This window comes from Flavobacterium rarum (SeqCode), assembly GCF_965234445.1.
GTDB classification, from domain to species: Bacteria; Bacteroidota; Bacteroidia; order Flavobacteriales; family Flavobacteriaceae; genus Flavobacterium; species Flavobacterium rarum.
This window is the reverse complement of record NZ_OZ248504.1, coordinates 230,868-244,041: the sequence shown is the minus strand read 5'-3', so window position 1 is coordinate 244,041 and position 13,174 is coordinate 230,868. Positions and strand designations below refer to the sequence as shown.

Annotated in this window: 11 protein-coding genes; 10 read left to right on the top strand and 1 reads right to left on the bottom strand. The window is 33.0% G+C overall.

The features are described 5' to 3' along the window. The coding region (locus tag AC8GF4_RS16080) for a transposase (protein ID WP_506596057.1) at positions 1-196 on the top strand (196 nt) is incomplete at its 5' end. A 251-nt stretch (positions 197-447) separates the two neighbouring features. Here AC8GF4_RS16080 and AC8GF4_RS16075 read toward each other — a convergent pair. Next, positions 448-1,233, bottom strand: a complete 786-nt coding sequence (locus tag AC8GF4_RS16075) for a THC0290_0291 family protein (protein ID WP_506596055.1) — start codon at positions 1,231-1,233, stop codon at positions 448-450. A gap of 277 nt (positions 1,234-1,510) precedes the next feature. On the opposite strand from AC8GF4_RS16075, the gene gdhA reads away from it, so the two are divergent. The 9 genes from gdhA (at position 1,511) to AC8GF4_RS16030 (ending at position 13,024) form a co-directional block, all read left to right on the top strand. Continuing rightward, positions 1,511-2,854 (top strand): NADP-specific glutamate dehydrogenase, encoded by a 1,344-nt coding sequence (gene gdhA / locus AC8GF4_RS16070; RefSeq protein WP_506596053.1) that lies wholly within the window; start codon positions 1,511-1,513, stop codon positions 2,852-2,854. Between the two features lie 505 nt (positions 2,855-3,359). After that, a complete protein-coding gene (locus tag AC8GF4_RS16065; protein ID WP_506596051.1) occupies positions 3,360-4,076 on the top strand; it encodes a DUF3667 domain-containing protein in 717 nt (238 codons plus the stop codon). Positions 4,077-4,080: 4 nt separating this feature from the next. Beyond that, the gene (locus AC8GF4_RS16060; protein ID WP_506596049.1) at positions 4,081-4,272 is read left to right on the top strand and encodes a hypothetical protein; all 192 of its coding nucleotides are present in this window, start codon (positions 4,081-4,083) and stop codon (positions 4,270-4,272) included. A 146-nt stretch (positions 4,273-4,418) separates the two neighbouring features. After that, positions 4,419-5,258: a prolipoprotein diacylglyceryl transferase gene (lgt, locus tag AC8GF4_RS16055; protein ID WP_506596047.1), complete on the top strand. Its 840-nt coding sequence runs from the start codon at positions 4,419-4,421 to the stop codon at positions 5,256-5,258. A gap of 142 nt (positions 5,259-5,400) precedes the next feature. Then, positions 5,401-5,922, top strand: coding sequence for a GNAT family N-acetyltransferase (locus tag AC8GF4_RS16050; protein ID WP_506596045.1), 522 nt, complete (start codon positions 5,401-5,403; stop codon positions 5,920-5,922). 59 nt (positions 5,923-5,981) lie between these two features. Then, entirely contained in the window at positions 5,982-8,276 is a 2,295-nt protein-coding gene (porZ, locus tag AC8GF4_RS16045) for a type IX secretion system anionic LPS delivery protein PorZ (protein ID WP_506596043.1), read from the top strand. A 64-nt stretch (positions 8,277-8,340) separates the two neighbouring features. Beyond that, positions 8,341-9,054: a DNA repair protein RecO gene (gene recO / locus AC8GF4_RS16040; protein ID WP_506596041.1), complete on the top strand. Its 714-nt coding sequence runs from the start codon at positions 8,341-8,343 to the stop codon at positions 9,052-9,054. A gap of 113 nt (positions 9,055-9,167) precedes the next feature. Continuing rightward, entirely contained in the window at positions 9,168-11,054 is a 1,887-nt protein-coding gene (locus tag AC8GF4_RS16035; protein WP_506596039.1) for an outer membrane protein assembly factor BamB family protein, read from the top strand. A gap of 50 nt (positions 11,055-11,104) precedes the next feature. Beyond that, complete coding sequence (locus tag AC8GF4_RS16030; protein ID WP_506596038.1) at positions 11,105-13,024, top strand: hypothetical protein; 1,920 nt, start codon at positions 11,105-11,107, stop codon at positions 13,022-13,024. Positions 13,025-13,174 lie beyond the last annotated feature (150 nt).

The window sequence follows — 13,174 nt, the reverse complement described above, 5'->3', positions numbered from 1 at the left end:
ATTAAGACCAATAAATATTTTTATAAAGACGATTTATGCACATTACAATGGAATAATCAAATCAATCACAACAGGGATAACTAATGCCGTTTCAGAAGGACTAAACAGCGTGATGCAATTAGCCAGATCTAGGGCAAGAGGCTATCGAAATTCGGAAAACTTCATTGCTATGATATATTATCTTGGAAACGTATAAAAGATGTACCCACTAGTTTAGGCGAAGAGCCAAGTTTTTATTTCTTGGATATCATTAAGTAAAACCAAAAGTTCATTTAAGCAAAAACAATTGACCAACTTATATTGACTTTTAATCTCTGTTTTAGGAAACTAACTATTTTTATACTTAAATGACTTATATGTTTAAAATTAATCCGAGAATACATAAACAAAAAATCCCAACCTTACTTTTAATAAGCGTTGGGATTTTTTTTAAAATTAAAGCTGATTTTAATTTTCTAAATAGTAGATATATCCGATTCCAACAAAAGTAAGCCAATCATTGCTTTTGTTTTCTGTATAAATTTTATTGTTTGGATTAAGTCCATCAACCCAATCCGAATTAAAATATTGAGCTCTTATATCAAATACAAGATCTGACATTTCATTTAGCTTGTAACGCGTTCCCAAATTCAAAACTTGTGAAGTAACTGCTTTACTTTCATTTGAAAAACCATGGGGACGACCATCAGAAGGAACCAAATATTTTGGAAAAGTAGCAGTAGCATTGCCTAACGCTCCTAAAGTAGAGGTTGCAGTAGCTGTATAATATCCAATTTGCACACCAAAACCAACATAAGGCGCCCAACTACCAAGAGTGTTTTCAGTATCATGAATGTGTCTAAAGTAATATTCGATTTGAGTTCCTAAATTGATTATTTGAGTTGAACCTCTCATTGCTTGTAGTTGTTTGGATCCAACACTAGTTTTTTTAACATATTCACCATAATGCTTCAAATCGGCTTTGCTAAAGGAAAGTTCTGAACGCACTTTGAAATGTTCATTGAAATAGCGATTTGAATTATCGTTGTAAGAGAAATTCATATAATCCACAATTGCAATTTCAAAACCCATATTGCTTAAATTGTTTTTTATATCGCCTCTTTGGCCATAGTCCGAGCGAAACTCTATAAGGCCTGCAATCACACCTACTTCATGAACAATACCTGCTTGGGGGAAAGCTGGGATTACACATCCGAGTAGGATAATGATTGTTAGTAGTTTGTGTTTAATCATAGTAGGTTAAATTTTTAAAACGGGGCAAAGATATAAAAAGTATATTGGCAGAAATATGTTTTGAAATATATTTAAAAAATTGCTAGAATTATCTGTTTCATTACGAAAACTACATCGATTTCGTAAAAACAATACCCCTTGTGTTGGATTTTTTATAAATGATTAATAAAAAGATAATTTTGTAATGATTGCTCAAAAATTAAGTTAAAATATTTAAATATGCTGTATCTTTGCAAAACTAACGGAAGCGTTTTATAACGTTTATAATTTAATAATCATGTCACAAAGTATTACAGATTTTATCGAATTAGTTGCCAAAAGAAATCCGAACGAGCCGGAATTTATGCAAGCTGTTGTAGAAGTTGCTGAAACAGTAATTCCTTTCATTGAAGAAAACAAAAAATACCAAAACAAAATGCTTTTGGAAAGAATGGTCGAGTCAGATCGTATCATTATGTTTCGCGTAGTTTGGATAGACGACAAAGGAGATACACAAGTAAATAGAGGATACCGTATTCAAATGAATTCGGCTATCGGACCATATAAAGGAGGAATTCGTTTTCATCCTTCAGTAAATTTAAGCATTTTAAAATTCTTAGCTTTCGAACAAACGTTCAAAAACAGCTTAACTACACTACCAATGGGCGGTGGAAAAGGTGGAGCCGATTTTGATCCAAAAGGAAAATCAGACAATGAAGTAATGCGTTTTTGTCAAGCTTTCATGACCGAATTGTCTAAACATATCGGAGCAAACACAGATGTACCCGCAGGAGACATCGGTGTAGGTGGAAGAGAAGTAGGATACATGTTTGGTCAATACAAAAGATTAAGAAACGAATTTACTGGAGTTTTAACAGGTAAAGGAATTTCTTTTGGAGGTTCATTAGTTCGTCCAGAAGCAACTGGATACGGAGATGTATATTTTGCACAAAGTATGTTGGCTACCAAAGGAGAAAGCTTTACAGGTAAAACAGTAGTAATCTCTGGATCTGGAAACGTAGCACAATACGCTGCCGAAAAAGCAACTCAACTAGGAGGTAAAGTAGTTACTCTGTCTGACTCTGCTGGATATATCTACGATGCAGACGGAATTGATGCTGAAAAATTAGCTCATGTAATGCTTATCAAAAATGAGTTAAGAGGAAGAATTAGTGATTATGTTACTAAATATCCAAATGCAAAATACGTAGCAGGAAAACGTCCTTGGGAAGTAAAATGTGATGTTGCCTTACCTTGTGCTACTCAAAATGAGTTGAACGAAGACGAAGCAAAAATGCTAGTTGCCAACGGATGTACTTGTGTTGCCGAAGGAGCAAACATGCCTTCTACACCAGAAGCCGTTCATGTATTCACAAAAGCAAAAATATTATTCGCTCCAGGAAAAGCTTCAAACGCTGGTGGAGTAGCTACTTCAGGACTTGAAATGTCTCAAAACTCTTTGCGTTTAAGCTGGAGTGCAGAAGAAGTTGACGAAAGATTAAAAGGAATCATGCTAGCCATTCACGCTTCATGTGTACAATATGGAACTGATGCATCAGGTTATACAGACTACGTAAGAGGAGCCAACATCGCCGGATTTGTAAAAGTTGCCGATGCTATGCTTGCTCAAGGAGTAGTATAATTTTAAAATTCGGATTTTAGATTAACGATTTGAATCCATAAATAATATAAAATGCCTTTTTTCTGCAAAGATTAAAGGCATTTTTTTTGTGTTCATAAAACAGAATTCAAAAATCTAAATACCAAAATTATTCGGGCGAAACCCCATTATAGCAAGTGGGCTACTTTAGACACCGCCTATTTGCCCACTTACTACAATGCGGTCGGGCTATGCACGCTACTTCGGTAGCTAGTTGCTATCCCTTTCGCAAACACAACAACTTCAAGAAAAACGAGAGATTTATGTTTTTTCAAGACCAAAAGAAAATCACACTTTGCAATTTTTTTTTAGGAAATTGTAAGTATTATTCAATATATTTGAGAACAATACACGGAAGTTTTTATGCAATTTGTGTTCATCTGGTTTTGGCTAGATTTGGAGTGCCTTGCAAGTTGTGTATATGTTAGTGGCAATTTTGCCCAACCAACTTCAGACAAAAAAAGTAACAGAAAAATTGACTAAACAAATGAATTGTAAAAATTGTAATGACGAACTAATAAAAAACTATTGCTCAAATTGTGGAGAGCCAGTTTATCTAAAAAGAATTGATAGACATTACATCCTTCATGAAATTGAACACGTATTGCATTTTGAACGAGGAATTTTATACACTGTTAAAGAACTGGTTATTAATCCGGGACAAACGACTAGAAATTACATTTTAAATAATAGAAGTAGACTTGTAAAACCAGTAATTTTTATAATTGTAACTTCATTAATCTACACCTTAATTAGCCATTTCTTTCACATAGAAGATGAGTATTTAAAACACGAAGGTTTTGAAAAATCAGCTGTGGGAAATATTTTAAAATGGATACAAGCAAATTATGGATATGCAAGTATATTGACAGGAACTTTTATCGCTATATGGTTGAAAGTATTTTTTAAAAAGTATGGATATAACTTTTATGAAATACTAATTATGTTGTGTTTTGTACAAGGAATTTCAATGTTGATTTTTGCTGTTTTTGCAATTATAGAAGGTCTTTTACATTACAAATTATTAAGTATAGCAGGTATTCTTGGAATCTTTTATTTAACTTGGGCAACAGCCAATTTCTTTGAAGAAAGGAGAATGGGTAATTATGTGAAAGCCTTAATTTCTTATCTTTTGGGAACTATAACTTTCTACATTATTATTATTGCAATCGGATTTACTATTGACATTCTAACAAAACATTAAAAATATGGAAAGTAAAAAAGGAACAAATTGGTTTTTTGCGCTTATTGCATTTACATTAGGCTTGACCTTAAAAAAACACATTGATTTTAAAAACTTTACACTCAAAGAACCCATTTTAGACATTTTATATATTATTGTCTTTATAATTTCAATTTACTTAATCGTAAAAGACTATAAAAGAACACCTGAAAAATAAAAGGTTCTGCAATCAATCGGGTGGTTTTAAAATTTAAAATTTAATTTTTAAAACGGGTTTAGGCTTCCTTAATCCGTCATATCTTCAAGCGGTAAACTGTTGAAACCAAGTTTACTCAAAAGCCCGTAAAAAAATAATTTAAAATTATGACCGCATTATACATAAATTGGGATTTTGATTCTGAAATAATAAACATTCTCGGGTTTCCATTAAAGTATTATGGGCTTTTGTTTGCTAGTGGTTTACTTTTGTCTATGTATATTCTAAAAAGAATTTTTCAAAGAGAAAACTTAAAAGATAGCGCTCACGAAGCTTTGTTTGTTTACGGAATAGTTGGAATTCTAGTTGGTGCAAGATTGGTGCATTGCCTATTTTACGACTTCGATTATTATTCAAAAAACCTTTTAGAAATTATGCTACCAATTAAGAAAACGCTAACTGGAGAATACAAATTTATTGGCTATGCAGGTCTGGCAAGCCATGGAGGAACAATTGGATTAATCATTTCCCTTTATTTATATTCAAAAAAATATGAAATAAAATACCTTAAAGTGCTTGATTTAATAGCAATCGTCGCGCCACTTGGAGCAGCATTTATAAGACTTGCCAACTTAATGAACTCAGAGATGATTGGTAATCCAACCACAATGCCTTGGGCCTTTGTTTTTAGAAGTGTTGACAATATTCCAAGACATCCAGCTCAACTATATGAAGCAATTTCATATTTACTAATTTTTATTCTGGTTTTAACTATCTACAAAACAAAAAACATAAAGTTAGGAAATGGCTTTTTGTTTGGTTTAGCAATAACCTTAATTTTCACGATGAGAATACTAATAGAGTTTCTTAAAATAAATCAAGTAGCATTTGAAGATGGAATGAAGTTAAATATGGGACAATTATTGAGTATTCCATTTATAATAATCGGTTTGTATTTTATGATGAAAAATTCATTGAAAAAGAAAATAGTTTCCAAAAGCTATTAGAACCTATTTTGATATTTTGGTAAGATTTGTTTCGCCTGTTCGCTATCGCTCGAGTGGCAAATCCTAAAATAGGGCGTAATTTAACCTCAACCCCACTGTTGTAACAGAACTTCGTTTCAATTTTATATAAAGAAAAATTACAATGATCGATTATCACTTTAGAAAAGCAAAAATTTCCGAAATCCCTCCAATATGGGATATTTTGCAATTGGCCATACAACGCAGAAAAGAAGAAGGAAGCGACCAATGGCAAGATGGCTATCCCAATCCCGAGGTGGTACATAAAGACATTGAAAAAGAGGCCGGATTTGTTTTGACCGATGGAGAAACAATCGTAGGATATAGTGCAATATTAATCAACGACGAACCTCAATATGCAAAAATTGAAGGGAAGTGGCTAACCAATGATGATTTTGTAGTGTTCCATCGAGTGGCCATTTCCGAAGCGTATTTGGGGAAAGGCTGTGCCAAAATTATGATTGGATTCATCGAAGATTTTGCACGCAATAACAATATTTACAGTGTAAAAGCAGATACCAATTTTGATAATATTGGAATGATCAAAGTCTTTGAAAAATTAGGTTACACCTTCTGTGGCGAAGTCTATTTCAGAGGCGGACAACGAAAAGCATACGAAAAAGCATTACATAATTCTAAAATCTAAATCGGTACTCTAAAATCTCTTTTCCTTTGCACTATATTTGTGCACCAATAGCTTATTTCATGTATAAAAGGATTTTACATTTATTATTTTTATTAGTCTTTCAATTGGCATTTGCACAAACCAATTTGTCTTGGCAAGGCTATTTCTCTTATACCCAAATACAAGATGTAACACAATCATCAACTGCCATTTATGCTGCTTCAGAGAACGCTTTGTTCTCCCGCGACAGTAGCACAAATATTATAAAAACTGCCACAACAATTGATGGACTTTCAGGCGAAACCATTACGGCATTGTATTACAGCCCAACTTTTAATAAAACAATTGTGGGATATCAAAATGGATTACTCATCGTCATCAACGAAGCCGATGGGTCCATGCTCAAAGTGGTTGATATCATCAATAAAAATCTGCCTGCCAGCATAAAAGAAATCAACAATTTCATGGAATTCGGCGGGATTGTATATGTAGCGACCGATTTTGGAATTGTACAATTCAATATGGCCAACTCCAAGTTTGGTGACACTTATTATATTGGTGATAATGGAGCCGAATTGCAGGTAACCCAAACTACGGTTTTCAAAGGATTTATTTATGCCTCCACTTCAAATGGTATTCGGAAAGGCGATGTAACGAATACTAATTTAATCGATTTCAGTCAATGGCAAACAGTAACAGCTGGTAATTGGTCCGGGATTGCCTCTTTTGGAACCGAGTTGTATGCCGTTGCTGCAAGTGGCAACATTCAAAAATACAATTCAATGTCCAATTCGTTTAATGACTTTTTTGCTTTGCCAGAACCAGCTGCTGACTTTAGAGCTACAACGGATTATTTTATCATAACAACCACAAATGTCGTTTATGTTTACAATAAACAAATGGTGTTGCAACGGCAAATAAACAAAAACCAAATACCCGAAATCAACTCAAAATTTAGCTGTGCTACCGTTATAAACGATACAATTTATATTGGAACGCAAGAAAACGGATTGATTACTAGCTCAGTTTCATCTGTTTCAGTTTTTGAAAACATAACGCCAATTGGACCTTCCCGGAACAATATTTTTTCTTTGCAAGTAACCCCAAATCAGCTTTGGACAGTCTATGGTGATTATGATGTTTTTTACAATCCTTATCCGCTGGACGATTTTGGAGTCAGTAAATTCAGTAACTCGGGGTGGTTGAATATTTCTTTCGATAAAGTTTTGGGAGCCAAATCACTATCAAAAGTTGCAATCAATCCGAGCAATGAAAAACAAGTATTTGCCAGTTCTTTTTTCTCGGGATTACTCAAAATCGAAAATGATGTGCCAACTATTTTATACAATCAAACCAATAGCGCACTAGAGTCATTGGCTATAAGTCCACCAAACCCTTCTTATATTGACATCAGAATCAATGGTTCAGCCTTTGATAAGTCGGGCAATTTGTGGGTAACCAATTGTAGGGTTGTCAATGGTTTAAAAATGCTTAGTTCCAGTGGACAATGGAAAAGCTATGCTATGGATAAAATAGTGTCCGATTATAATAGTAATGATTTTGGCATGATGGTCATTGATAAAAATGGGACCAAATGGATGGCAACCAACAGAAATGGAGTAATAGGTTTTAACGAAAGTAGTAATAGCTTCAAGAAAATTACTTTTGGTGCAGACCAAGGAAATTTACCGATAGACAATGTACATGCCCTTGCCCTAGATACCAAAAGTCAATTGTGGATAGGAACAACAAAGGGATTAAGGGTTTTGTCAAATGTAAACAATTTTCAAAACGAGAGTCAGCTCACTACCCAAAGCATTATTATTTTGGAGGACAATCTGGCTCAGGAATTATTGTATGAACAATTTATAACCGATATAGAAGTAGACGGTGCCAATAATAAATGGATAGGAACTGCCGATGCAGGCCTATTTATGGTATCCCCAAATGGTCAGGAAACCAAATATCATTTTACCGCAGACAATTCACCTTTGCCTAGTAATGTAATAAACGATATCAGTATCAACAGTAATACTGGTGAAGTTTTTATTGCAACATTCAAAGGTTTGATTTCGTTCAAAGGAATTGCCACATCGGCTAGTGAGAATTTAAACAATGTATATGTATATCCCAATCCCGTTCGCCCCGAATACGAAGGTACCGTAAAAATAAACGGATTGCTCAACAAAGCCAATGTAAAAATAACAGATGTTACAGGCAATTTGGTTTTTGAAGCCACAACAGAAGGTGGAACCTTAGAATGGGATACCACCGCTTTTGGAAAATACAAAGTGGCTTCGGGAGTGTATATGATTTTTATTTCTGCTCAAGATGGAATAGAAACAAAAGTTAAGAAAGTGATGATTATAAGGTAGTCTTCAGTTTTTTAGTGATCAGTGAGCCGTATAACTGATAACGTATATCACATAACCCAACAAAATGTTAGTCAAAACCAAAGCCATTGTAATTTCGTCCTTAAAATTTCAAGAGAAAAGCTTGATTGTAAAATGTTTTACTTTATCGAGCGGATTGAAATCTTACTTTGTTAGGGACGCTTTTTCGTCTCGAAAAGCAAGCCAAAAAATGGCTTATTTTCAACCCTTATCCATTATTGAAATTGAAGCGGTTCATAAAAACAAAGGAACCTTAGAAAATTTCAAAGAAGTAAAAATTTCGTCTCCTTTTCATTCGATACATTCAGACATTTACAAAAGTACTATGGTATTATTTCTCTCCGAGATTTTACACCATTCGATACACGAAGAAGAAAAAAACGAATCCTTGTTTACTTTTCTCGAAACGGCTTTGCATTGGCTAGATCAACACGATGAAATTGCAAATTTTCATTTGATTTTAATGTTGGAAACTTCAAAATACCTAGGTTTCTATCCCGACACTTCGGATATGGACATGCCTTTTTTCGAAATGACCGAAGGTGTTTTTACTCCTTTTCACGCCATTAGTTCCCTTACGGAACACGAAACACAATTGTTCAAAAAACTGATAAACTTGAAACTCGACACCGATCAAAAAACATTTCATGTCATTGAAAGGCAATTGCTTTTGAAAATTTTAATCGATTATTATAGTTTTCATCTCGACGGATTCAAAAGACCAAAATCTTTGGATGTTTTGAAAGAAGTTTTCTCTTAAAATAAATATAATTTTTTATATTTGCGCGCAATTAAAATGTAATATTTTTTTTGTGAATTTTTTGCTATGCTTAATTTAAAAAACAAACCTAAATTTATTAAAACCCCAACAAAATGAAAAAAATGAAGTTTTCAATGCTGCTATTTCTATTTGTCAGCATATCAATGTTTTCACAAAGAAATTTCGATGAAGTTATTAAGACAGATAGCAATATCTCAGATTTGGTACAAAATGAGATTACTGGAATTATCGTTTTTAAAGGAAATGGAAAAATTAGCGGTATAGATGCCGAGACCAAAAAAGTAGTTTGGACGTTAACCAAAGAAGATTTTGGTACTGCATCGACTATGGAACTTATTGGTGATGGCGATTTTGACAAAATGTTCAAAGAAAAAAAAGAATTAAAAAGCGTACCTAATAGTCCTTACGTAGAAGCTTATATCAATTCAAAATTCTTAATCATCAACACAGATACAGGAAAAGTAGTTTACAACTCTTCTAATGAATCTTTTTGGGTTGTACAATCTGATTTTCTTCCTGAAACGAATGAATATTTGATTACCGTTAGAGAAAAAGGGAATATGAATATTGCCTTATTAGATATGTCAACTGGAAGCATCAAGTGGAAAACTAGCGTTGATAAAGCAAAATCTATGTTTAGTTTGTCTCTAAAATCGATTATTAATAAAGCTCAGGTAAATGGAGCTACAATTTATTACCTACTATACGGAAAACTGTATTCTTTTAATAGAGAAACTGGAAAATTAAATTGGCAAGCCGAAGAAGAGTATACTAAATTCTTCCCAACTCAAAACGACAATAATATTGTTGTAATTAATTCTGCTGGAACTTTTTCATCAAAAGAGTACCTAAATGTTTTGAGTACCGAAACAGGAAAAAGTATCTGGAAAGAGTCCATAAAAACAAAATACGTAGTTTATCTTGAAGATTGGGGAACCAAATTGTTAATTGCCCATTTTGGTGGATTTAATTTTTTCGACCTAAAAACGGGTGAAAAAATCTGGAAAAAAGATGCTCGTGGTGATGGATTGAAAAAAGTGATTCCAATCGATAAAGACTTTTTGTATGTTGCCGAAAATGAGATGATGTTAATCAACAAAGACGGAGAAAAACTTTGGAAAAACTTTATTGAAATCGCGGATGACAAAGAAGATCCTATTTTCTACTTAGGAAAAGTGGGAGAAAAAGTAATGTATCTTACCGGGACTTATGGAAATATGGTAGATTACAAAACGGGTAAAAAATTGTGGAAACGCAACATACAGTTTGACAAAGATCGTCCAGTTTTACCAACTTTTGATGAATCAACCAATTCGTACTTAGTATATAATGACGAGAAATTATACAAATTCAATCCAACAATTGATGATAAACCAGAGCCATTTGCAAAAGTGAATATCAAAAGAGAGAAAGAATTAAACAGTATTGAAATGTTTCCTTGGGGAGTTGCACTCTCTGGACCTGTAGAAGTAATGGGTGTTGCACTTGATGGAACAATAAAATACCATGTTACATACAACCAACCGGGTGAAACTGGAAGACAGTTTATAAAAGGTGCTGCAATGTTAGGAAGTTTTGCTTTGGGAGCTACATCTGTAGCCACAGGAATTCAAGGTTCTGAATGGACTATGACTACTCGTGATGCCAATGGTAACGAAACTACATCTGTTGTAAAACAAAAAGACAAAGCAAAACTAAATCAATCTGCTGCTGCTGCTGCTGGAGCTGGTGCAATGGCATTGGTAGCCGAAAAATTTGGGTCTCGTTTTAATGCAATGAAACAAAACAAAGATTTTGCCTATATTTTTGCTAAAACAGAAACAGGTGAAAAAATGCTTGTAAAAGTTAGAAAAGCAGACGGAGTTGAAGTTGATAAATTAATATTTAAAAACAATCACCCTGTTTATGAAATTGATCCAGCCACACAAAACATTTTTTATGTGCAAGATGATTCAATCGAAATTTTTAATAAAAAATAAAAAACTCAAGAGCCATCAAAATTTAATTTGATGGCTTTTTTTTTAAACATATGATAAAAAAACTACTTCTACTAGTACTATTTCTTGGATTGAATACCATCCATGCACAAGACAAAGTCTCTTCCAAGAAAGGTAAATTTTTTATACCTACAGTTCTGTATTCTCAATATCCTTGCTTGGACAATGTGATTACTCAAACGACTATTTATCAGATGGATCCTGAGTTAAAAACAGAAGAGCAAGTGCTGAAAAAAAGCTTTTTCAATATTGATGGGTTTTTAAAAGACCCTTCAAATGGAAAGTTAAAAATTTACATCACCATTCCTCTTCCCACATACACCGTTACTCAAATGGATAGTGTTTACAATACTAAAAACAAAAGTTGGGACTATTATCCTTATTCGAAATTTGATGTCAAGATTAATATTGAAGTAAAATGTGCCGATAAGTCAATTTATACCAATGAATTTGTAAGCTCTGAGAAAAACGTTTTTCAAGGAAATTATAATAAAGTTGAAGCCACTGAAGCCGTTTCTAGCAATAGAAAAAAAATGAATCATTCGGATATCAAAAATGATTTTAGCATAGAGGATCTTGGAATTGATGTGGTTATTTATGCTACAATGAATCGTATTCAAAATTTATTAAATTATAAATTGGGATATTCAAGTGAGGAGAAAAAAGAAAAGTTTGAGTTTATGACCTCTAAGTCACATCCTGAATACCAACAAATGCTAGCCTTTGAGAATGAAATTACCCAACAAATGAGTAAAGTCACTTTGGAAAAGGGTTTAGACTCAAAAGGATTAATGCCTCATTTAGCCTATTTAGAAAGCCTTTTAACAAAATATCCTCAGGTTCCAGAGAACGAAAACATCCGATTTATAGTTTCTTATGATTTGGCATTGACGTATTTGCTTTTAGAAAACAAAGAAAAAGCGCTGTTTTTTGCAGATGTACTTATAAAAAACGACAAACAAAGTTCGAAAGGGACAACTATTATAGATCGGGTCAACAAATCTTATTTTGTAGATAAAATGATCCGTTCACATACGAATCGTTTTGTGGAATTAAAAAAATTAGGTGTCCAAATTAAGGAAGAAAAAGAAGAAGCTAGACTTGCTTTTTTTGAACGAATAATTCAAGATGAAGTTGATTGGGAAGAAGAAAAAAGAAACCGAAGTACTTTTCTTGAAAAAAGAATCAATGAAAGAAAAAACATTTTAGACTCTATTTACTATCAAAAGAACTCCGATTTATTGGCCAAAATTGTAAACAGTTTGGGAGGTAGTGAAGCCATAAAGAAAATTGAGAAAACACATGTTTTTTCTAAAATTAAACTCGAGGAAAACAATATGCCTCAAACGGAAGAAAAGTGGGTTACCTCAACAAATTATTTGTTGAAGAAAAAAACACCTAGTATCTATTTAGAAATAGTAAATGGTGCAGAATCTTGGGTACATGACGACCTAGATGTCTCTACAGAAAAATGGAAAAAAACAAACAGGGCTGATTATTATAATGTTGTTACAAGTCTAGATCCTATTCAATTGTTGACTTCGTTTCGAATTGATTTATGGAATAAATTTGATTTAGTTTCTGATGATGTGTCCAATGGTAGAGTTTGTTATCACCTTACCTATTTTGAAAAAACCCTCAATTCTGCCAACAGAATGATTCCAAAAGCAGAATACAATTTATACATAGACAAAGAAAACTACACTATAGTCTCAGCTGAAAAAACGGATTATATTAATGGAAATAAAAATTACTTTGAACGGAAAGTTTTTCAACATTATAAAGAAATTGCCTCACTAAACAATGGTAAAATTCCACATAAAATTCTCAATGAAATTGAAGATTATTATGGAGAAACATCTTATCAAGAGTTAAGAGAAAAAGTTGAGATCAATCCTGTTTTTAGCAATAGAATATTTATAAAGGAAGTTTATTTCGGAAGTTTTAAATAATGGACACAAGACATATAAAACCCCAACTAAATTAAAAATTTTGTTGGGGTTTTTTTACGCAAATTATTTTCTCTTGTTTCCACCAATGAAACAATAAAAAAGTCGCTTTTGGTTTGTTTAAAGTTTTGTATTCGCGTCATTATGGCATTT